Source organism: Rhodococcus sp. IEGM 1354 (assembly GCF_030056855.1).
Taxonomy (GTDB): Bacteria; Actinomycetota; Actinomycetes; order Mycobacteriales; family Mycobacteriaceae; genus Rhodococcoides.
In genome coordinates this window covers 250,941-271,873 of the sequence record NZ_JASHKT010000002.1, presented here as the reverse complement: position 1 = coordinate 271,873, position 20,933 = coordinate 250,941, and the positions used below count along the sequence as shown (strand labels likewise).

Here is a 20,933-nt window from a genome sequence, read left to right as displayed (position 1 = left end):
CGGCACCCGGTCGATGACGTGGCACAATGACACCCGTGACCGACTCAGGAATTCGACTCGTGGCGCGCCGCCATGTCGATCTCGGCCGTGTCTGCAGCGCGTCGTGTCGACACACGACCGGCTGCTGACCCAGCCTCCTTCGAGCACGTCCATTCGATCCACCGGTTCCGCACCATCTCGTGAGCGCACTTCTGCGCAACGATCAGGACCGGCCCGCACCCCAAGATGCAGGAGCATTGCATGTCGTCGACCAGCGACGCGACCACCGACGCTGCCTCCGCCACACCGCGAGAGCGAGCGCCGCGGCCGACCAAGCGTCGCGCCGAAGGCCAGTGGGCTCTGGGCTACCGAGAGCCACTCAACGCCAACGAGCAGTCCAAGAAGGACGACAACCCGCTCAACGTGCGCGCCCGCATCGAGAACATCTATTCGAAGCAGGGTTTCGACAGCATCGACAAGGGCGATCTGCGCGGCCGGTTCCGCTGGTGGGGTCTCTACACCCAGCGTGAACAGGGCTACGACGGCACCTTCACCGGTGACGACAACATCGACCTGCTCGAGGCCAAGTACTTCATGATGCGCATCCGGTGCGATGCCGGTGCATTGAATCTGGAGCAGCTGCGCACCCTGGCTCAGATCTCGAAGGAGTTCGGCCGCGACACCGCAGACCTCTCCGATCGCGAGAACGTCCAGTTTCACTGGATCGAGGTCGAGAACGTCCCCGAGATCTGGCGTCGAATCGAAGCAGTCGGCCTGAAGACGACCGAGGCATGCGGAGACTGCCCGCGTGTGGTGCTCGGTTCCCCACTCGCGGGCGAAGCGGTCGACGAGATTCTGGACCCGACGTCGGCCATCGACGAGATCGTCGAGCGCTACATCGGCAAGCCCGAGTACTCGAATCTGCCGCGCAAGTTCAAGACCGCGATCTCGGGTCTGCAGGACGTGGTGCACGAGATCAACGACGTCGCCTTCATCGGCGTGAACCACCCCGAGCACGGGCCAGGACTCGACCTGTGGGTCGGCGGCGGCCTGTCCACCAACCCCATGCTCGCGCAGCGAGTCGGCGTCTGGGTTCCGCTGGCGGACGTTCCCGACGTCTGGGAAGGCGTCGTCTCGATCTTCCGTGACTACGGCTACCGCCGGCTTCGCACCAAGGCGCGCCTGAAGTTCCTCATCAAGGACTGGGGCATCGAGAAGTTCCGACAGGTCCTCGAGGACGAGTACCTGCACCGCAAGCTCATCGACGGCCCGGCTCCCGAGAAGCCCGCTCGGCCCCGCGATCATGTCGGGATCCAGAAGCTCAAGAACGGGCTCAACGCCGTCGGTGTCGCGCCCATCGCGGGTCGCGTGTCCGGCACCATCCTCGCGGCCGTCGCCGACGCCGCCGAAAAGGCCGGGTCGGATCGCGTCCGATTCACGCCGTATCAGAAGCTGATCGTGCTGGATGTTCCGGACGAGACGCTCGAGCAGCTGATCTCCGATCTCGACGCGTTGGGCCTGCCTGCCCGGCCCTCGCACTGGCGCAAGAATCTGATGGCGTGCAGTGGCATCGAGTTCTGCAAGCTCTCGTTCGCCGAAACCCGCAAGCGCTCACAGGTTCTGGTTCCCGAGCTCGAAGAGCGACTGTCCGATATCAACAGCCGACTCGATGTGCCGATCACCATCAACATCAACGGTTGCCCCAACTCGTGCGCGCGGTCGCAGATCGCAGACATCGGGTTCAAGGGACAGTTGGTCGACGACGGGGACGGGAATCAGATCGAGGGTTTCCAGGTTCACCTCGGAGGCAGCCTCGGCCTGGACAGTGCGTTCGGCCGAAAATTACGTCAGCACAAGGTCAACAGCTCCGAGCTGGGAGATTACATCGACAGAGTGGTGCGCAATTTCGACAAGCACCGCGAAGACGGCGAACGGTTCGCTCAATGGGCCGTGCGAGCAGACGAGGCGGATTTGCGATGAGTACCAGACTGAATTTGACGGTCGACCAACTGAAGGACATCGCCGAGCGCGGTGCCAGTGAGCTCGACGGCGCAAGCCCGCTCGAGTTGTTGCAATGGACCGAGGACACCTTCGGTAGCGACTTCATCGTCGCCTCCAACATGCAGGACGGGGTTCTCGTTCACCTCGCTGCACAGGTTCATCCCGGAGTGGACGTGTTGTTCCTCGACACCGGCTACCACTTCGCCGAGACAATCGGAACGCGCGACGCCGTCGAGGCCGTCTACGGCGTTCACGTCGTCAACGCCCGCGCCGAGAAGACTGTCGCAGAACAGGATGCGATCGACGGCAAGGACCTGTTCGCCCGCGAGCCCAATCGCTGCTGTGCGATGCGCAAGGTCGCACCCTTGAAGAAGGAGCTGGCGAACTACAGCGCATGGGTCACCGGCATCCGTCGGGTCGAGGCCCCCACCCGGGCCAACGCCCCGCTCATCTCGTTCGACGACGCCTTCGGCCTGGTGAAGATCAACCCGATCGCACCGTGGTCGGACGAGCAGATGCAGGCCTACATCGACGAACATTCGATTCTGGTCAATCCCCTCGTCGACGAGGGATATCCGTCCATCGGGTGCGCACCGTGCACCGTCAAACCAGCCCCCGGCGCCGACCCACGTAGCGGTCGATGGGCCGGCAAGGCCAAGACCGAATGCGGGTTGCACGCCTCATGACACTCGACCTCACGACGGCCACCGTCGGACGAACCCATCTCGATGCAGATCGGTTCGACACCCTCGACGCACTCGAATCCGAAGCCATCCACATCTTCCGAGAGGTGGCCGGCGAATTCGAGCGCCCCGTCATTCTGTTCTCGGGTGGCAAGGACTCGACGGTTCTGCTGCATCTGGCGATCAAGGCCTTCTGGCCCGCTCCCCTGCCGTTCGCACTGCTGCACGTCGACACCGGTCACAACCTGCAGGAGGTGCTGGACTTCCGCGACCACGTCGTCGCGAAGTACAACTTGCGCCTGCACGTGGCCAGCGTCGAGGAGTACCTCGCCGACGGACGTCTCACCGAGCGCCCCGACGGCATCCGCAACCCGCTCCAGACCGTCCCCCTCCTCGACGCGATCTCCGAGAACCGGTTCGACGCCGTGTTCGGCGGTGCCCGACGCGACGAGGAGCGCGCCCGCGCCAAAGAGCGAATCTTCTCGCTGCGCAACGCATTCGGGCAGTGGGAGCCGAAGAAGCAGCGTCCGGAACTGTGGAACCTGTACAACGGCAAGCACTCCCCCGGCGAGCAGGTGCGCGTGTTCCCGCTCAGCAACTTCACCGAACTCGACATCTGGCGCTACATCGCCCGCGACGACGTGGAGTTGGCCAGCATCTACTACGCCCACCAGCGCCCGGTGTACCAGCGCGACGGCATGTGGATGACGCCGGGCGTCTGGGGCGGACCGGCCGAAGGCGAAGAGCTGCAGACATTGTCGGTGCGCTACCGCACCGTCGGCGACGGATCCACCACCGGTGCCGTCCTGTCCGAGGCTGCCGACAATCAGGCAATCCTCGCCGAGGTAGCGGCGTCACGACTGACCGAACGCGGAGCCACCCGCGGCGACGACCGCGTCTCCGAGGCTGCCATGGAAGATCGCAAACGAGAAGGATACTTCTGATGAGCAGCACAGGAACGCAGCTTCTTCGCCTCGCCACCGCGGGCAGCGTCGATGACGGCAAGTCCACTCTGGTCGGACGCCTGTTGTACGACACCAAATCCGTTCTCGCAGACCAGATCGATGCCGTCACGCGCGCGTCCGTGGACAAGGGTCTGGCTACTCCGGACCTGTCACTCCTCGTCGACGGCCTACGCGCGGAACGCGAACAGGGCATCACGATCGATGTCGCCTACCGCTACTTCGCGACGCCGCACCGCTCGTTCGTTCTCGCCGATACTCCCGGACACGTTCAGTACACCCGCAATACCGTCTCCGGTGCGTCGACTGCTCAACTGGTCATCCTGCTCGTCGACGCCCGTAAAGGTGTGATCACCCAGACCCGCAGGCACGCGGCGGTTCTCGCACTTCTCGGTGTTCCACGCCTGGTGCTCGCCGTCAACAAGATCGACCTGGTCGAAGACCCCGCGACGGTATTCGCCGACATCTCGGCCGAATTCAATTCGCTGACCTCCTCGCTCGGCTGGTCCAGCGAAGACGTCATCGAAATCCCCGTCTCGGCGTTGCACGGCGACAACGTGGCAGTGAAATCCGACAAGACCCCGTACTACGACGGTCCCACCCTCATCGAGCACCTCGAGTCGGTCCCGGTGGACGCCGAACCGCACCGGGTAGGTCTGCGCTTCCCCGTGCAGTACGTGATCCGGCCGCGCACAGCGGAATTCCCGGACTACCGCGGATACGCCGGCCAGGTCGCAGCAGGCTCCGTCGACGTCGGCGACGAGGTCGTCATCCTGCCCTCGGGTACCAGGACAACCGTCGAGCGCATCGACACCGCGGACGGCGAGCTGCGTACGGCGCATGCGGGCCGTAGCGTCACCCTCGTCCTCGCCGACGACGTCGACGTGTCCCGCGGCGACACCATCGCTTCACCGCAGGATGCACCGGAGCCGATCGGCGACTTCGAGGCCACTGTGTGCTGGCTCGCCGAGAAGCCACTTCGCCCGGGCGCGCGCCTGCTGCTCAAGCACGGCACTCGCACCACCCAGGCCATCGTCGGGACACTGATCGAACGGTTCGACGAGCAGGACCTCACTGCACACGAAGGTCCGGAGTCGTTGGAGCTCAACGAGATCGGACGCATCTCGGTTCGCGTTGCCGAGCCGATCGTGGCCGACGACTACGCCGTCAACAGGCACACCGGTAGCTTCTTGCTGATCGATCCGGCCGGTGGCAACACACTGGCGGCAGGCCTGGTGGGTAACGCACTGGCTGCTGTCGAGCTGGGGTCGGCAGTTCCAGCGTGACGGCTCTGCTCGCGGTAGCGCACGGCAGCCGCGATCCCCGCTCGAGCGAGACGATCCGCCGCGCCGTCGACGTCCTGCGTCGACGGCGCCCGGATCTCGATGTCCGCGTCGCGTTTCTCGATCTCAGTGAGCCTGGTGTCGAGCAGGTCCTCGACGAGCTGGCCGATGCCGGGCATGTTCGCATCGTCGCGGTGCCGCTGCTGTTGGGCAGTGCTTTCCACGCCCGGGTGGACCTGCCGGCATTGTTGGATGCAGCGCGGGTGCGGCATCCGCACGTATCGATCGGTCAGTCCGAGGTGCTGGGCGACGACCGACTTCTCGTCGACGCCGTTCGCGATCGTGTTCTCGACGCCGGCGCGGTGCTCGGCGATTCGACCGTCGGCGTCGCCTTGGCTGCCGTCGGATCGAGCGATTCCTCGGCGAACGACCGTAGCCGCGGAGTGGCGAACGAACTGCTGTCCGGCACCGGCTGGGCGGGAGTTGTCACCTGTTTCGCCACGTCCGTCGATCCGTCTCCACTGGACGCGGTCGCGCAGTTGCACGCGCTGGGAGCCACCCGGATCGTGGTGGCTCCCTGGTTCCTGGCACCCGGGAGGCTCACCGACCGCATCTCACAGGTGCTGGACGACGTCCCGAACGTGACGTACGCCGACGTCCTGGGCCCTCATCCGGCAGTCGCCGAGCTCGCCTCCCAGCGCTACGACGCAGCTCTCGCACACTTTCGCTCGATCGCGTAGCACGAACAGTGCTGCTCGTCCGCTCAGTGCACCGGAGCTGATTCGGTCGTATCCGTGATCGTCGGAACCCGGGTGGCACGGACGTACACGGTTTCGCCCTCGTGCAACCCCAGCGCCTCGCTGTCGCCGCGCGTGATCTGCGCCGCAAACAACTCGCCGGTGGCCGCGTTCTTCAGCTCGACCTTCACCTCGAAGCCGAGGCGTACGACCCGTTCGACGACGGCCCGCGTCACCCCGGCAGATTCTGCCGTTCCACTCGCCTGCGCCTGCGCCAACGACGGATCGCGTCCGACACGAATGTCGTGCGGGCGCACCAGAAGTCCGTTCAGCTTGGCCACCTGACCGAGGAACGACATCACGAAGTTGTTGGCAGGGCGATCGTAGAGATCCTCCGGGGTGCCGACCTGTTCGATTCTGCCCTTGTTCAGCACCGCGATTCGATCGGCGACGTCGAGCGCTTCTTCCTGGTCGTGGGTCACCAACACGGTGGTGACGTGTACCTCGTCGTGCAATCGGCGCAGCCACGTCCGTAGATCTGCGCGCACCTTGGCATCGAGGGCCCCGAAGGGCTCGTCGAGGAGGAGAACCTGCGGGTCGACGGCGAGTGCACGTGCCAGCGCCATACGTTGGCGCTGCCCTCCGGACAGCTGCGCCGGGTAGCGGCCCTGGAAACCGGCCAGACCGACGATCTCGAGCAGTTCGTCGACCTTCTTGGCGATTTCGGCCTTGGGACGCTTGCGGATCTGCAAGCCGAACGCGACGTTGTCGCGCACCGTCAAGTGTTTGAACGCGGCGTAGTGCTGAAACACGAACCCGATCTCGCGACGCTGCGGGCTCACCCAGGTGACGTCCTGGCCGGCCAGCACCACTCGGCCCGTATCGAGCTGCTCGAGGCCTGCGATGGATCGAAGCAGCGTGGACTTGCCCGAGCCACTGGGTCCGAGCAGCGCCGTCAACGAGCCCTTCGGGATGTCGATGCTGACGTCGTCGAGGGCTGCGAAATCGCCGTAGCGTTTGTTCGCGCCGACCACGGAGATCTCGATCTCGGAAGATGTCTCGGTCATTACTTCGTCCTCTTCTTGTCGAGAACCGTCATCAGCAGCAGCACGATGACGGCGATCGCCATGAGCAATGTGGACGCCGCATATGCGCCCTGCTGATTGAAGTCCTCGTACCGTGAATTGACCAGCAGTGTGAGCGTCTGGGAAATGCCGGGCAGGTTGGTGGAGACCATGATGACCGCGCCGAATTCTCCGAGCGAACGTGCGACGGTGAGCACCACGCCGTAGGTCAGTCCCCAACGGATGGCAGGCAACGTGATTCGCCAGAACGTCTGCCAGGTACTCGCACCCAGGGTCGAGGCAGCCTCCTCCTGCTCTTCACCGATTTCGTACAGGACCGGTTCCACTTCGCGAACGACGAACGGCAAGGTGACGAATATCGTCGCGATGACCATGCCGGGTAACGCGAAGATGATCTTGAAACCGAGGCTTTCGATGCCACCGAACCATCCGTTGGCACCCCACAGCAGGATGAGCGCGACGCCGGTGATGATCGGCGACACCGCGAACGGCAGGTCCACGATCGCTTCGAGTATCCCCTTGCCGCGGAATCGTCCGCGTACCAATGCCAACGCCGTGACGATTCCGAACACGACGTTGATGGGAACGACGATCGCCACGATCAACAGCGACAATTGGAGTGCGGATTGCGCGGCGGGAGTGGTGATCTGCTCCCAGAACGCCACCACCCCGTCCTCGAAGGTACGAAACAGGATGGCACCGAGTGGGAACAGCACGAGCACAGCGAGATAGATCAGTGCGACGGCACGCAGGGACAGTTTGACCGGGAGACCGATTTTCACGAGATCTGCTCTTCCCGTCTGGCCAACCTGTTGCCGATGATGCGGAGCACGAACAGCACAGCGAAGGCGATTGCCAACAGCACCACGGAGATTGCGGCTGCGTCGATCGGCCGGTCGTACTCGATGAGTTCACGGATGTACTGCGAAGCGACCTGCGTGTCGTTGGGGATGTTGCCGCCGATCAACACCACGGACCCGAATTCGCCGATGGCACGGGCGAACGCGAGCCCGCCACCCGAGAGCACAGCTGGAAGCAGCACCGGCAACACGATGCGCCGAAAGATGGTCCAGTTGTTCGCACCCAGCGATGCGGCCGCCTCTTCGACATCCTTGTCGAGTTCTATCAGCACCGGCTGCACCGCACGCACCACGAACGGGAGCGTGACGAACAGCAGAGCCACGACGACCGCAGGCTTGGTGGCGTTGAAGACGATGCCGATCGGACTCGACGGTCCGTACAGCGACAGCAACACCAAGCTCGCCACGATGGTCGGCAGCGCGAACGGCAGGTCGATCAGGGCATTGACGAAACGCTTGCCGGGAAACTCGTCGCGCACCAGAACCCACGCGATCAGAGTGCCGAGAAACAGGTTGATCACGGCGGCGGCCACGGACACCAGCAGAGTCACCTTGAACGTGGCGATGGCACGTGTCTCGGTGACCGCATCCCAGAAACCACCGAGGCCGCCGTCGAACGACTGAACGGTCAACGCCGCCAACGGCAGCAGCACGATGACACTGAGCCACAGAACGGCGACACCGAGACCCAGCGGACCCACCGAACCGGGGCCCCGGAACTTGCGACCTTCCCGCCCAGCACGAAACCGAGGTGTCGCACTGTGCGGGACGATCGAACCCGGGGCCGCGGGTTCACCGGTCGACGATGTCATCTACCGAGTACTTTCCTGATAGATCGTCGCAATTGCGCCGTTGTCGCCGAACAGGTCGGCGTCGACCTGAGTCCAGCCTCCGAGATCGTCGATGGTGTAAAGCTTTTCGGGCGTGAAGAACTTGTCCGCGTACTCGGCGGCGATCTCCGGGTTGGTCGGCCGGAAGCCTGCCTCGGCCCAGATCTTCTGGCCCTCGTCGGAGTAGACGAAGTCGTTCAGGGCATTGGCACGCTCGAGGTTCGCACTGCTGTTGATCACTGCCACAGGGTTGTCGATGCGGAAGGTGACGGGCACGTCCACGTGCTCCACCTTTTGCCCCTGCTCCTCGATGAGAAGCGCCTCGTTCTCGTAGCTCAGCAGCGCGTCGCCCTGACCCTGCAGGAACGCTTCGGTTGCGGCGCGGCCTGATTCGGGCTGGACAGGGAAGTGATCACCGACGAGCGTACGGACGAAGTCGAGACCGGCCTGCTTGTCCTGGCCGCCGTTGCTCTTGGCGGCGTACGGCGCAAGCAGGTTCCACTTCGCCGATCCGGAGCTGAGGGGGCTCGGGCTGATGACCTGAACGTCCGGCTTGACGAGGTCGTCCCACGTCTGGATGTTCTTCGGATTGCCCTCACGGACGACGATGGTCACCACCGAGCCGAACGGCACCCCGCCGTACGCATTCTGGTTCCAGTTCTCGTCGACCTTGCCCGCCTTGACAAGTCGAGTGACATCCGGCTCGACGGAGAAGTTGACGATGTCCGCAGGCGCGCCGTCGGCGACCTTGCGAGACTGATTTCCCGATGCGCCGTAGTCGGCGTTGATCGCCGTGCCCTCTCCATCCTCGGTGGCCGCGAACGCCGGACCGATTGCGTCCCAGCCGTTCTTCGGCACTGCGTAGCCGACGAGTGTCAGCGCCGGACCACTCGCGGTGTCCGACCCGCCCCCGACAACGTCGCTCGAACCGCCGCCGCAGGCGGTGAGCAGAAGAGTTCCCACAGCTGCGAACGTGGTGAGCAGATAACGAGAACGATGCCTCATTGCGAAGGCCTTTCATGATGGTGTGACGATGAGGAAGGAACACAAGACACGCAAGAATTTTCGCGCTGAACGACCGCAGCAGTCAGGACCCGGCCGGAGCAGCAGCGAACTGGGGGCACGGACTACGGTCCGTCGTGCGGACGCACTGCACTACGCGGCGACAGTGGATCGACGAAATCGATTCGCGAAGGAAAGAATCAACAACAGTCGATATCGGCGACTGCCAACATGCCGACAGCAATCAACGCCAACTGGTGGCGGACGCGGTACTCGGCGGCAGAAGACACGGTCAGGAATCTAGCAGAGGTTCCGAACCGACTCTAATCAGAGGAGTCGCGCACGTGCACGACGCGTAAGTATCAGCGAGTGATCAACCACGCGATGACGACCAACGCCAGCAGTGCGATCAGAGCCCATGTCACCCGAGACCGCGGCATTACAGTCCATCCTTCGTCGTAGACGTCGAGGCCGAGAACTCGGCCTCGCGTGCTGCGCTGGCGTCACGGCCCAATACGCGCAGGATCACTGCCAACACGCGGTCGAACACCCGAGCCGAGACGAACGCAACAGGAACGAGCACCGCGAGAACGACCACCGACTGCGGAACGAACGGCAGGCCCGTCACCCACAGCTCGACGCCGTCCCACCACCGCGCGAACGATTCCATCCTCGCAGCCTAAACCAGGTCCCTACCCGAGCCGCGCCACGCCGAGTACAGCCCCTCAGTGGACGGCTGCCACGTATCGGTCGATGATTACGCCATGACGGCATTCGATGAGGTCTCGCCCGTGCCCCCGGTCGCCGAGGAGCCGGCCATGGGCTCGGGACATCCAGGCCTGGGCGGAACAGAAGTCCAAGGTGCGTTGGGCAGCACCGATGCGCCGGTGTCCACGTTGGTCTCCTACCGCAGCGCGTTTCCGCCCATCGACGACTACGCGTTTCTCTCGGACTGCGAGACGACGTGCCTCATCGCCCGAAACGGCTCCGTCGAATGGATGTGCGTACCGCGGCCCGACTCCCCCAGTATTTTCGGTGCCGTCCTCGATCGAAGCGCGGGCCACTTCCGCGTCGGGCCGTACGGTCAGTCGGTACCCGCCGCTCGTCGATACCTGCCCGGCGGCCTCATCGTGGAGACGACCTGGCAGACCGAGACCGGGTGGCTCATCGTGCGTGACGCGTTGGTGATGGGCCCCTGGCACAACACCGATCAGCGTTCTCGAACACACAAGCGCGCACCGAGCGACTGGGACGCCGAGCACATCCTGCTTCGCACCATCAAATGTGTCAGCGGCACAGTCGAATTGGAGATGAGCTGCGAGCCCGCCTTCGATTACCATCGGGCACCCGCGACATGGGAGTACACCGGCAAGGTGTACGAGGAGACCACCGCAACCTGCGAGGCGAGTGCCGACGGTGACCAGCCCACTCTGAAATTGACCACCAATCTTCGAATCGGTATCGAGGGCCGTGAAGCACGCGCGCGAACCCGAATGACGGAGGGCGACAACATTTTCGTCGCGCTGTCGTGGTCCGATCTCCCCGCACCGCAGACGTTCGAGGAAGCGGCCAGCAAGATGTGGCGCACCTCCGAGTGCTGGCGGCAGTGGATCACCATCGGCCGGTTCCCCGATCACCCGTGGCGGGGTTACCTGCAGCGCAGTGCGCTGACACTCAAGGGCCTGACCTACGCGCCCACCGGTGCCCTGCTGGCGGCGTCGACCACGTCACTCCCGGAAACGCCGGGCGGAGAACGCAACTGGGACTACCGCTACACCTGGGTCCGCGATTCGACGTTCGCACTGTGGGGCCTCTACACGCTCGGACTGGACCGTGAAGCCAACGACTTCTTCGCGTTCATGTCCGACGTGGCGACGACGGCGAACGGCGAGGTCAATCCGCTGCAGGTGATGTACGGCATCGGCGGCGAGAAGACCCTCGACGAGAGCGAGCTTCCGCACCTGTCCGGATACGACGGCGCGCGGCCGGTACGTATCGGCAACGGGGCCTACGACCAAGAGCAGCACGACATCTGGGGCACCATGCTCGACTCGGTGTACCTACACGTCAAGTCGCGCGAGCACGTCCCGGAATTCCTGTGGCCTCTGCTCAAAAGGCAGGTCGAGGAAGCGATCGCGAACTGGCGCAAACCCGACCGCGGAATCTGGGAGGTACGCGGTGAGCCCCAGCACTTCACGTCCTCGAAGCTGATGTGTTGGGTTGCGCTCGATCGCGGTGCGAAGCTCGCCGATATCCACGGCGAGAAGGACTACTCGGACCAGTGGAACGAGATCGCGGACGAGATCAAGGCCGACATTCTCGAGAACGGCACCGACTCGCGCGGAGTACTCACGCAACGCTACGGCGACCCGTCGCTGGACGCGTCGTTGCTACTGGCACCGCTGCTGCGATTCCTGCCGGCCGACGACGAGCGGATCCGCGCCACGGTACTCGCCATCGCCGACGAGTTGACCGAGGACGGCTTGGTTCTGCGCTACCGAACCGACACCACCGACGACGGCTTGGCCGGTGAGGAAGGAACGTTCACGATCTGCTCGTTCTGGCTGGTATCTGCCCTGGTGGAAATCGGCGAGCTGCCCCGTGCGAAGCATCTCTGCGAACGGCTACTCGGCTACGCGAGCCCACTCAAGCTCTATGCCGAGGAAATCGACCATCGCACCGGCCGTCACCTCGGAAACTTCCCGCAAGCATTCACGCACTTGGCATTGATCAACGCGGTGGTGCACGTCATCCGAGCCGAGGAGGCTCAGGCGTCCGGACACTTCCAGCCTGCCCACGCCAACCCCTGAGCTGTCTGGTTCAGCGGCCGAGTTGCCTCGCCCATTCGGCGACCAGCTCGGCCGCCGGTTTCGCCTGAGCGCGGCGATACCCGGTCCCGGCCCACATCGACAGTCCCGACGGGTCGCCCGCTGCTGCGGCCTTCGCGCGCATCGGCGCGGTCAGGTAATGCAGATCGGGATACGCGAGCGGAGCAGCTTCGGAGTTCTCGCGCATGAACTCGTTCACCAAGCCTCGCGCAGGACGGCCCGAAAACGCCTTCGTCACGGCGGTACCCGACGCACTACCCAGCTGCTCGCGGTGCACGGGCCTGGTTCCCGCCTCGGGAGTGTTCAGAAACGCGGTACCCAGCTGTGCTGCATGGGCAGCACCCGAATCCAGCAGCGGCGCAATATCGTTGCCGTCCATGAGCCCGCCGGCCGCGATTCTGGGCAGATCCGAGATCTCACGCACAGAGACCAGCAACTCCGTCAACGGCTGTTCCGGAGCCGACCCGTCGAACGTGCCTCGGTGCCCGCCCGCCTCGGGCCCCTGGACCACCAGCGCGTCCACACCGTTCGCGGTGGCGATCGACGCGTCGGAGGCGGTTGCCACCGTCGCCCACACTTCGGTACCCACGGAATGCAGCACGGCAACCTCGTCGGCATCGAAGGTGGCGAAGGTACTCGACACCACCGGCACCGGATGGGCAAGTAGCCAGGCGAATTTTTCCGGGTAGTAATCGTCGCGGCGTTTCAGCACGCCGGGTTCGGCGTCGAATCGCTCGAACCACGGTGCCAGGTGCTCGGCGTATGCGTCGACGTCCGCGCCCGACGGCTCTTCGGGTAGGAAAAGATTGACGCCGAACACCAGGCCACGCATCGAATCCACCTGCGCAGCAAGGACATCCGGCGTCAACAGCGCGCCGGCGATCATTCCGAGTCCGCCGGCCTCGGAGACAGCCCGGGCGAGCTCGGGAGTACTCGGACCGCCCGCCATGGGCGCACCGACAACGGGAACACGCAATTTCTTCAAGATCGGCGTCGTCACAGATTCGAAATGTACTCTCCGAGCGTTATCACGGACCACCGACAGGCTTCGAATCCCCAATCCTTATGCACAGCAATAGTTTTCGATTGCACCATCATTGCGCGTCGAACGCCTGTTCGATACACTTGCTTCCATGACCACGGAGATCTGGCAACTGAGCGAAAGCGAACTCCTCGCCGACGCCGCCGCGGTCTCCCACCGAATCCAACTGCTCGAAGCCCGGCGGATTGCCCTCGTCGCCGACATCGACACCCGAGTCTCACGCGAGAAACTCGGCTTCCCCGGACCCGCCGGCTGGCTCACCTCCACCACCCTGCTCTCACCGTCCAAAGCAAACAAGATCGTCGCCCTCGCCCGCGGCATGAAGAACTTCCCCGACATCGCCGACGCCGTGAACACCGCCGTCATGACCGTCGACCACGCCGCCCTGATCCTCACCTTCGCCGAAACACCCCCGAAGAACCTGCCGCAAGAGGGGCGCGATGTCGCACGTAAGGCTCTGATCGCCGCCGCCACCGGGCCCGAAGCCCGCACCGGCCGCATCCGTGCAGCGATCACCCGCCTCGTAGACACCTTCGGCGGCAAGAAGCCACCCGCCGAGGACACCGACCGCAACGAACTCTTCGCCTCGAAGACCTTGAACGGGCGGCTGGTGTTGAAAGGCGATTTCGATGCGATCACCGGTGAGAAGCTGCTCACCGCACTCTCCCCGCTGACCGAACCCCGACCCGCCGCCGACGGCACCGAGACACCAAAAGTCGGAGACGACCGCAGCCCCGCAAAGAGACGAGCCGACGCATTCGGGCACATCCTCGACCGCTACCTCGCCTCCAATAACCGCCCCACCGAAGGCGGCGAAAAGCCGCACGTCAACCTGCACATCCGACTACAGGACCTCCAAAGCCAGAACAACAGCGACATCACCGACGACGAAACCACCCGCGCCGCAGCAGAACCCGACACCGATCCAGTCGCCGCCGACCGCAGCGCGTATCGCGACCTGTTCGGCGACGGCACGTCGGTCGGGTGGCTGCCCTGGATGGGACCGCTCTCGCGCAACACTTCCCGCCAACTGGCCTGCGATTGCCTTCTCACCGCCATCGTCATGGACGAGAACGGGAACCCGTTGAACCTCGCCCGCACCGCCCGGACCGTCACCGCGAAACAGAAACGCGCACTGACCGCCCGGGATCACGGCTGCGCCTTCCCGGGCTGCGGAAAACCCGCCGCCTGGACCGAAGGACACCACATCTGGCACTGGGCCGATGGTGGCCCCACCGACATGAACAACCTCGTCCTCCTCTGCGGATTCCACCACCGACTCATCCACCACAGCGGCTGGGAAGTGTTCATCGCCGCCGACCAACACCCCTGGTTCATCCCACCGGCCACTGTCGACCCCTACCGACAACCCCGACAATCCCACGCCCGAGCAGGCCCCCACATCGCATAGGCCCGCGCAAACATCCAGCCCACACAAACACTCCAGCCCCGCACCGAGAACACGGTGCGGGGCTGGAAAGGTTGCGTTACAACGATTTCAGAGAGCGGAAGACCGTCCCTACTTCTTCGGCTTGTCCGACGAGGACTCCGAGGACAGTGCCGCCACGAATGCTTCCTGCGGAACCTCGACCCGTCCGATGGTCTTCATCCGCTTCTTGCCTTCCTTCTGCTTCTCGAGCAGCTTGCGCTTACGGCTGATGTCGCCGCCGTAGCACTTGGCAAGCACGTCCTTACGGATCGCGCGGATGTTCTCACGGGCAATGATGCGAGATCCGATAGCAGCCTGAATCGGCACTTCGAACTGCTGCCGCGGAATCAGTTCCTTGAGCTTGGTCGTCATCTTGTTGCCGTAGGCCGCAGCGGCGTCCTTGTGGACGATCGCACTGAAGGCGTCGACGGCCTCGCCTTGAAGCAGGATGTCGACCTTCACCAACGCACCGCTCTGCTCGCCGATCTCTTCGTAGTCGAGGCTGGCGTATCCACGAGTACGTGACTTGAGGATGTCGAAGAAGTCGAAGATGATCTCGGCCATCGGAATCGTGTAGCGCAGCTCGACACGAGTCTCCGACAGGTAGTCCATGCCACCCAGTTCTCCGCGTCGTCCCTGGCAGAGTTCCATGATGGAACCGATGAACTCACTCGGCGAAATGATGGTGCACTTGACCATCGGCTCGAACACTTCCCGCGCCTTGCCCTCGGGCCAGTACGACGGGTTGGTGACGATGTGCTCGGCACCGTCTTCCATCTCGACGCGGTAGACGACGTTCGGAGAGGTCGAGATCAAGTCCAGGTTGAATTCACGCTCGAGCCGCTCGCGGGTGATCTCCATGTGCAGCAACCCGAGGAAGCCACAGCGGAAGCCGAATCCGAGAGCCACGGAAGTCTCCGGCTCGTAGGTCAGGGCCGCGTCGTTGAGCTGAAGCTTCTCGAGGGCGTCGCGCAGATCCGGGTAGTCGGAGCCGTCGAGTGGATAGAGGCCCGAGTAGACCATCGGACGTGGCTCGCGATAGCCGGTCAGCGGCTCGGTCGCACCCTTGCGGAACGTGGTGACTGTATCGCCGACCTTGGACTGACGGACGTCCTTGACTCCGGTGATCAGGTATCCCACTTCGCCGACGCCGAGGCCCTTCGTGGCCTTCGGATCCGGCGAGACGATGCCGACTTCGAGCAACTCGTGCGTCGAGCCGGTCGACATCATCGTGACCTTCTCACGGGGATTCAGTGCACCGTCGACCACTCGAACGTAGGTGACGACGCCGCGATAGGTGTCGTAGACCGAGTCGAAGATCATTGCGCGGGCCGGGCCGTCGGGATTGCCCACTGGGGCCGGCACGAGCTTGACGACCTCGTTGAGCAGTTCCTCGACACCCACTCCGGTCTTGCCGGACACCCGCAGCACGTCGTCGGCCTCGCATCCGATGATGTGCGCGATCTCGGCGGCGTAGCGATCCGGGTCGGCAGCGGGAAGGTCGATCTTGTTGAGCACCGGGATGATGGTGAGCTCTTTGTCGAGAGCCAGGTAGAGGTTCGCCAGCGTCTGCGCCTCGATGCCCTGAGCAGCGTCGACGAGCAAGACCGCACCCTCGCACGCTTCGAGCGCGCGGGAAACCTCGTACGTGAAGTCGACGTGGCCGGGTGTGTCGATGAGGTGCAGAACGAATTCTTCGCCGTCGACTACCCAGGGCAGACGCACGTTCTGCGCCTTGATGGTGATGCCGCGTTCGCGCTCGATGTCCATCCGGTCCAGATACTGCGCACGCATCGACCGGTCGTCGACGACGCCGGTGAGCTGCAACATCCGGTCTGCCAGCGTCGACTTTCCGTGGTCGATGTGGGCGATGATGCAGAAGTTCCTGATCCTGGACGGATCGGTGAACGTCGTGTCGGCGAAGCTGGGCACTCGTATCCTTCGGCTGGCGTGTTCGAAATGAGCGAACGGGTTCTCCTATCGTCCCACGAGCGGAACGGTGCGCCGTCCCCGGCTGTCCGTCGTGGCTGGTCGCCCGGTGAGTCAGGGCGGTTTGCAGGGGTGCCGCCATGGCTACACTCGCCGCATGGCTGGCAACTGGAGCAGATTCGGCAAGGAACTGGGCAAGATCGCAATGCGCGAGGGCCCGAGACTACTGCGTCAACTACAGAACTCCGGTGCGCTGCAGAAGGGCAAGGACGCGATCTCCGGAAGCGCGTCGCGCACGCCGGCTCCTGCACCTCGCCCCGGCCGTCCGGTGGCGTCGCAGACCAGACCGACCGCCCAACGGGCGCGGACCGTCGAGTACTCCCCCGATCTGGACGGCAAGGCCGATCCGGGTGAGATCGTCTGGACCTGGGTCACCTACGAGGAGGACGCCACTCAGGGCAAGGACCGCCCGGTGCTGGTCATCGGGCGTGAGGGCAACGATCTGCTCGGCCTGATGCTGTCGAGCCAGAGCAGCCGCGACGGCGACCGCGACTGGCAGTCGATCGGATCCGGCGCGTGGGACGCCGAGGGGCGACCGAGCTGGATTCGTCTGGACCGAGTTCTCGACGTGCCCGAGGACGGTATTCGTCGCGAAGGCGCAATCCTCGGTAGAGCTCAGTTCGAGTCCGTGGCAGATCGGTTGCGTCGGGACTACGGCTGGAACTGACCTCGTGCGCGTTTTGCGTATCCCTGGGTACGCAAAACGCGCACGACGCTAGGCCAGTCGCGTGATCTCCACGACCACGTCGAGAGCCGTCGAACCGCCGCCGGAGAAGATGCCCTTGAGCGGCGGGACGTCGGCGTAATCACGGCCGAGTCCGACCGACACGTGCTGCTCGTTGACGGCGATGGCGTTGGTCGGGTCGTAACCCCACCACGCACCGGTCCAGGCCTCGATCCAGGCGTGAGACTGGCCCTCGACCGTCGCACCGATCGCGGCCTGCTTCTTCGGATGCAGGTAGCCCGAGACGTACCGACTGGGGATGCCGACGCTGCGCAGCATCAACAGCGTCAGGTGGGCGTAGTCCTGACAGACACCCTTCTTCTCCGACCAGGCCTCCACGGCCGAGGTGTGCACACCGGTTGTACCGGGAACGTACGACATCTCCTGGTTGACCCAGTTGGAGATCTCGACGACCGATTCCTGCGGCGGCAGACCCTTCGACAGCTTCTTCGCGACCGACGCGAGTTGCCTGTTCTTCGGCACGTACTCGGTGTTGTCGAGGACCTCGTTGAAGCGGTCGATCACCCGGTCGCTCGCAAGTTCCTCCCAGGAGGCACTCTCGTCCGGGTAGACGAAGGGATCGGTCTCGACCACCGACGATCCGGTGACCTCGAGCTCGGTGTGCGGTGCGTGCAGGTCGAACGCCGTCACCGCTGTCCCCCAGTAGTCGGTGTAGCGGTAGGAACGCGTCACCGGGTTGGTCTCGACTCGGTTGAGAATCACGTTCTGCCGATTGTCACTTCGCGGCGTCAGTCGAGCTTCGTTGTACGACGACGTCACCGGTGCGTCGTACTGATAGCCCGTGGTGTGCACGACACGCATACGCCAGCTCACAGTTCACCTTCCAATTGATCTTCGAATGTTCCCGAGCCGGCGTCCGTCCACGCCACCCATGGAGCGGCGTGGAAATACTGCTTGGAGATCGCATCACCGAGCTCACGGCAGGTTTCCTGCAGGGAGAGCAGGCGCTCCTGCAGATCGTCGAGAATTTCACCGGGACGGAGGAATTCGAGTTCGCTGCGAGCGCGACCGAGTAGACGCTGAGCCTCTGCGCGCGCACCGACTCGACTGTTGGGCTGATGGTCGAGCTGATCGAGAGATCGTTCCGCCTCGTTGAGTGCGTAGAACACCGAACGCGGAAAGAGCCTGTCCAACAACATGAATTCCAGTACTCGCTGGGCATCGAGCGCGCCGCGGTAGGTGCGCAGGTAGGTGTCGTGGGCACCGGCCGAGCGAAGCACAGTGACCCAAGCGGGCGACGACGGCCGGTCACCGGCTCGCGAGAGCAACAACCGAACGATCATGTCGATGCGCTCGACCGAGCGACCGAGCAGGAGAAAGCGGTAGCCGTCGTCGTGGCTGAGGGTGGAGTCCGCGAGACCGGCGAACATCGCGGCGCGCTCCTCGATGTAGCTGAAGAACTCGGCCGGGCCGGTGCGCTTGGACGCCCTGATGCGCTCGTTCAATCCGTTGTACGTGGTGTTCAAGCACTCCCACATCTCACTGGACGTGACTTCACGCGCACCTCGGGCGTTCTCGCGCGCACTCGACAGTGAGTCCACGATCGAACCCAATCCGTCGCGGCTGAAGGCGACGACCTCGGTAAGCGACCACACGTCGAGCGAGACGTCCGGCTCGTGCTGGAAACCGAGCACTCGTAACAACACTCGCGAAGTGTGGTCGGGATCGACTGTGGCGTCTTCGAGAAGCTGGTGGACGGTGACATCGAGAATGCGGGCCGTGTCGTCCGCTCTCTCCACATACCGCCCGATCCAGTAGAGCGACTCTGCGTTGCGCGCGAGCATTTACTGTCCACCGCCGTTCGAGTCCGAGTTCGTTGCCTGCTGCTGTTGCTGCTGCTGCTGCTGATTCATTTGTTGGTCCATCGTCAGCTCCGGGCCTTGTTCGGCCATCGGTGACTCCGGCGGAACGCTGACGATCTCGTCGCCGGCAAGTTCCTGCTCCTCCTGAGAGGTCCGAGTGGCGAGCACCCAGGTGTCCTTGCTGCCACCGCCCTGGCTGGAATTCACCACCAGGGACCCCTCCGGCAACGCCACCCGGGTCAGACCGCCGGGCAACACCCAGACGTCGTCGCCGTCGTTGACCGCGAACGGCCGCAGGTCGACGTGGCGGGGCACCAAGCGATCGCCGATCTTCGTCGGCACCGTCGAGAGCTGTACGACGGGCTGGGCGATCCAGCCGCGCGGATCCGCGCGGACCTTCTTGCTGATGGTGGCGAGTTCCTTCGGCGAGGCGTCGGGTCCGAAGACGATGCCGTATCCGCCAGAACCTTCCACCGGCTTGATCACCAGTTCGTCGATGCGGTCGAGGACTTCCTCGCACTCGTCGTCGAGCCAGCACCGGAACGTGTCGACGTTGGCCAACAGCGGCTTCTCGCCCATGTAGTAGTCGATGATCGTCGGTACGTACGTGTAGACGAGCTTGTCGTCGCCGACGCCGTTTCCGACGGCACTCGAGATGACGACGTTGCCTGCGCGGGCGGCGTTGACCAGACCTGCCACTCCCAGCACCGAGTCGGGACGGAACTGCATGGGGTCGAGATAGTCGTCGTCGATTCGTCGGTAGATGACGTCGACCTGACGCTCACCCTCGGTGGTGCGCATGTAGACGATGTTGTCTCGGCAGAACAGGTCTCGACCTTCGACGAGCTCGACGCCCATCAGCCGAGCGAGCAGCGAGTGCTCGAAGTACGCCGAGTTCGCCACGCCCGGAGTGAGAACCACCACGGTCGGGTCGGCCTCGTTGAGGGCGGCCGATGCGCGCAGTGCCCGCAGCAGGTGCGAGGCGTAGTCGCCGACGGCACGCACGCGGTGACTGGCGAACAGGTCCGGGAACACCCGGGCCATGGTCCGGCGGTTCTCCATGACGTAGGAGACGCCCGAGGGTGAACGCAGGTTGTCCTCGAGGACTCGGAACGTGCCCTGCGCGTCGCGGACGAGGTCGATTCCGGCGACGTGGATACGTACGCCGTTGGGCGGGGTGATGCCGACGGCCTCACGGTGGAAGTGCTCGCACGACGTGATCAGCCGTTTCGGAACGACGCCGTCTCGCAGGATTTCCTGGTCTCCGTAGATGTCGGCGAGAAACATCTCCAGAGCCTTGACGCGTTGCTTGATGCCGCGTTCGAGACGCGACCATTCCCCTGCTGCGATGACTCGGGGCACCTGGTCGAGCGGGAACGGGCGTTCTTGGCCGGACAGTGAGAACGTGATGCCCTGGTCGACGAACGCGCGTCCGAGCGCATCCGATCTGGCGTCCAGGTCCACTGCGTTCGCCGGGGCGAGCGCCGTGTGGATTCCCTTGTACGGCGTTCGGGTACGTCCGTCCGAGTCGAACATCTCGTCGAAGGCGAGGCTGTACTTTCCGACATCGGAGTACCCCCCGAACACCCCGTCTGCATCGGGTTCGACACGATCCGCTGACTTCGTTCTGGTCGCTTTGGCCTTGGAGGCGGCATGCGTTGCCGATCGCGGACTCA

At 64.2% G+C, this 20,933-nt stretch carries 19 protein-coding genes; 8 read left to right on the top strand and 11 right to left on the bottom strand.

Going from position 1 to position 20,933, the window contains the following annotated elements; genetic code table 11:
- The first annotated feature begins 240 nt into the window (after nt 1-240).
- The 5 genes from QM588_RS05725 to QM588_RS05705 are packed head-to-tail and all read left to right on the top strand — an operon-like array spanning nt 241 to nt 5,648.
- Nucleotides 241-1,959 carry a nitrite/sulfite reductase gene (locus QM588_RS05725; protein ID WP_032374560.1) on the top strand — a complete coding sequence of 573 codons (1,719 nt, stop codon included), beginning with the start codon at nt 241-243 and terminating at the stop codon, nt 1,957-1,959.
- Nucleotides 1,956-2,666 carry a phosphoadenylyl-sulfate reductase gene (locus QM588_RS05720; protein WP_283312114.1) on the top strand — a complete coding sequence of 237 codons (711 nt, stop codon included), beginning with the start codon at nt 1,956-1,958 and terminating at the stop codon, nt 2,664-2,666. The genes QM588_RS05725 and QM588_RS05720 overlap by 4 nt, the downstream gene beginning before the upstream one ends.
- Complete coding sequence (gene cysD, locus QM588_RS05715; RefSeq protein ID WP_027497507.1) at nt 2,663-3,607, top strand: sulfate adenylyltransferase subunit CysD; 945 nt, start codon at nt 2,663-2,665, stop codon at nt 3,605-3,607. The genes QM588_RS05720 and cysD overlap by 4 nt, the downstream gene beginning before the upstream one ends.
- Entirely contained in the window at nt 3,607-4,911 is a 1,305-nt protein-coding gene (locus QM588_RS05710) for a sulfate adenylyltransferase subunit 1 (protein WP_283312112.1), read from the top strand. The genes cysD and QM588_RS05710 overlap by 1 nt, the downstream gene beginning before the upstream one ends.
- Nucleotides 4,908-5,648: a sirohydrochlorin chelatase gene (locus QM588_RS05705; protein WP_283312110.1), complete on the top strand. Its 741-nt coding sequence runs from the start codon at nt 4,908-4,910 to the stop codon at nt 5,646-5,648. Before QM588_RS05710 ends, QM588_RS05705 begins: the two co-directional genes overlap by 4 nt.
- Before the next feature lie 23 nt (nt 5,649-5,671).
- Here the strand turns inward: QM588_RS05705 and QM588_RS05700 are convergent, their stop codons facing one another.
- The 6 genes from QM588_RS05700 to QM588_RS05680 all read right to left on the bottom strand — a co-directional run bounded on the left by QM588_RS05700 (nt 5,672) and on the right by QM588_RS05680 (nt 10,092).
- Nucleotides 5,672-6,712 (bottom strand): sulfate/molybdate ABC transporter ATP-binding protein, encoded by a 1,041-nt coding sequence (locus QM588_RS05700; protein WP_283312109.1) that lies wholly within the window; start codon nt 6,710-6,712, stop codon nt 5,672-5,674.
- The gene (gene cysW / locus QM588_RS05695; RefSeq protein WP_283312108.1) at nt 6,712-7,512 is read right to left on the bottom strand and encodes a sulfate ABC transporter permease subunit CysW; all 801 of its coding nucleotides are present in this window, start codon (nt 7,510-7,512) and stop codon (nt 6,712-6,714) included. The genes QM588_RS05700 and cysW overlap by 1 nt, the downstream gene beginning before the upstream one ends.
- Nucleotides 7,509-8,402, bottom strand: a complete 894-nt coding sequence (gene cysT / locus QM588_RS05690) for a sulfate ABC transporter permease subunit CysT (protein ID WP_283312106.1) — start codon at nt 8,400-8,402, stop codon at nt 7,509-7,511. Before cysT ends, cysW begins: the two co-directional genes overlap by 4 nt.
- Nucleotides 8,403-9,425, bottom strand: a complete 1,023-nt coding sequence (locus QM588_RS05685; protein WP_283312105.1) for a sulfate ABC transporter substrate-binding protein — start codon at nt 9,423-9,425, stop codon at nt 8,403-8,405.
- A 197-nt stretch (nt 9,426-9,622) separates the two neighbouring features.
- Nucleotides 9,623-9,712 (bottom strand): Ms4533A family Cys-rich leader peptide, encoded by a 90-nt coding sequence (locus tag QM588_RS25740; RefSeq protein ID WP_310180897.1) that lies wholly within the window; start codon nt 9,710-9,712, stop codon nt 9,623-9,625.
- Nucleotides 9,713-9,861: 149 nt separating this feature from the next.
- On the bottom strand, nt 9,862-10,092 hold the full coding sequence (locus tag QM588_RS05680; RefSeq protein ID WP_135042251.1) for a hypothetical protein: 231 nt from the start codon (nt 10,090-10,092) through the stop codon (nt 9,862-9,864).
- 94 nt (nt 10,093-10,186) lie between these two features.
- Between QM588_RS05680 and QM588_RS05675 the strand changes: the two genes are divergently transcribed.
- Nucleotides 10,187-12,232, top strand: a complete 2,046-nt coding sequence (locus tag QM588_RS05675) for a glycoside hydrolase family 15 protein (protein WP_283312104.1) — start codon at nt 10,187-10,189, stop codon at nt 12,230-12,232.
- A 10-nt stretch (nt 12,233-12,242) separates the two neighbouring features.
- Here QM588_RS05675 and QM588_RS05670 read toward each other — a convergent pair whose 3' ends face one another.
- Nucleotides 12,243-13,250, bottom strand: a complete 1,008-nt coding sequence (locus QM588_RS05670; protein WP_283312103.1) for a nitronate monooxygenase — start codon at nt 13,248-13,250, stop codon at nt 12,243-12,245.
- 133 nt (nt 13,251-13,383) lie between these two features.
- Here QM588_RS05670 and QM588_RS05665 point away from each other — a divergent pair, with 133 nt between their 5' ends.
- Nucleotides 13,384-14,703 (top strand): HNH endonuclease signature motif containing protein, encoded by a 1,320-nt coding sequence (locus QM588_RS05665; RefSeq protein ID WP_283312101.1) that lies wholly within the window; start codon nt 13,384-13,386, stop codon nt 14,701-14,703.
- 108 nt (nt 14,704-14,811) lie between these two features.
- Here the strand turns inward: QM588_RS05665 and lepA are convergent, their stop codons facing one another.
- On the bottom strand, nt 14,812-16,659 hold the full coding sequence (gene lepA, locus QM588_RS05660) for a translation elongation factor 4 (protein WP_045194648.1): 1,848 nt from the start codon (nt 16,657-16,659) through the stop codon (nt 14,812-14,814).
- 148 nt (nt 16,660-16,807) lie between these two features.
- Here lepA and QM588_RS05655 point away from each other — a divergent pair, with 148 nt between their 5' ends.
- The gene (locus QM588_RS05655) at nt 16,808-17,377 is read left to right on the top strand and encodes a type II toxin-antitoxin system PemK/MazF family toxin (RefSeq protein ID WP_048318614.1); all 570 of its coding nucleotides are present in this window, start codon (nt 16,808-16,810) and stop codon (nt 17,375-17,377) included.
- Nucleotides 17,378-17,425: 48 nt separating this feature from the next.
- Here the strand turns inward: QM588_RS05655 and QM588_RS05650 are convergent, their stop codons facing one another.
- From QM588_RS05650 to QM588_RS05640, 3 genes are read right to left on the bottom strand one after another with little or no spacing between them, the layout of a single operon-like run.
- The gene (locus QM588_RS05650) at nt 17,426-18,256 is read right to left on the bottom strand and encodes a transglutaminase family protein (RefSeq protein WP_283312358.1); all 831 of its coding nucleotides are present in this window, start codon (nt 18,254-18,256) and stop codon (nt 17,426-17,428) included.
- An 8-nt stretch (nt 18,257-18,264) separates the two neighbouring features.
- Nucleotides 18,265-19,239: an alpha-E domain-containing protein gene (locus QM588_RS05645; RefSeq protein WP_027497520.1), complete on the bottom strand. Its 975-nt coding sequence runs from the start codon at nt 19,237-19,239 to the stop codon at nt 18,265-18,267.
- Entirely contained in the window at nt 19,240-20,793 is a 1,554-nt protein-coding gene (locus tag QM588_RS05640; RefSeq protein WP_230073984.1) for a circularly permuted type 2 ATP-grasp protein, read from the bottom strand. It lies immediately after the preceding gene.
- Between the last annotated feature and the right edge of the window lie 140 nt (nt 20,794-20,933).

Excerpts from the sequence above, each read along its gene's own strand:
- QM588_RS05725 (WP_032374560.1), top strand. The coding sequence starts at position 241 with ATGTCGTCGACCAGCGACGCGACCACCGACGCTGCCTCCGCCACACCG.
- QM588_RS05720 (WP_283312114.1), top strand. The coding sequence starts at position 1,956 with ATGAGTACCAGACTGAATTTGACGGTCGACCAACTGAAGGACATCGCC.
- cysD (WP_027497507.1), top strand. The coding sequence starts at position 2,663 with ATGACACTCGACCTCACGACGGCCACCGTCGGACGAACCCATCTCGAT.
- QM588_RS05710 (WP_283312112.1), top strand. The coding sequence starts at position 3,607 with ATGAGCAGCACAGGAACGCAGCTTCTTCGCCTCGCCACCGCGGGCAGC.
- QM588_RS05700 (WP_283312109.1), bottom strand. The coding sequence starts at position 6,712 with ATGACCGAGACATCTTCCGAGATCGAGATCTCCGTGGTCGGCGCGAAC.
- cysT (WP_283312106.1), bottom strand. The coding sequence starts at position 8,402 with ATGACATCGTCGACCGGTGAACCCGCGGCCCCGGGTTCGATCGTCCCG.
- QM588_RS05685 (WP_283312105.1), bottom strand. The coding sequence starts at position 9,425 with ATGAGGCATCGTTCTCGTTATCTGCTCACCACGTTCGCAGCTGTGGGA.
- QM588_RS05680 (WP_135042251.1), bottom strand. The coding sequence starts at position 10,092 with ATGGAATCGTTCGCGCGGTGGTGGGACGGCGTCGAGCTGTGGGTGACG.
- QM588_RS05675 (WP_283312104.1), top strand. The coding sequence starts at position 10,187 with ATGACGGCATTCGATGAGGTCTCGCCCGTGCCCCCGGTCGCCGAGGAG.
- QM588_RS05665 (WP_283312101.1), top strand. The coding sequence starts at position 13,384 with ATGACCACGGAGATCTGGCAACTGAGCGAAAGCGAACTCCTCGCCGAC.
- QM588_RS05655 (WP_048318614.1), top strand. The coding sequence starts at position 16,808 with ATGGCTGGCAACTGGAGCAGATTCGGCAAGGAACTGGGCAAGATCGCA.
- QM588_RS05650 (WP_283312358.1), bottom strand. The coding sequence starts at position 18,256 with ATGCGTGTCGTGCACACCACGGGCTATCAGTACGACGCACCGGTGACG.
- QM588_RS05645 (WP_027497520.1), bottom strand. The coding sequence starts at position 19,239 with ATGCTCGCGCGCAACGCAGAGTCGCTCTACTGGATCGGGCGGTATGTG.
- QM588_RS05640 (WP_230073984.1), bottom strand. The coding sequence starts at position 20,793 with ATGTTCGACTCGGACGGACGTACCCGAACGCCGTACAAGGGAATCCAC.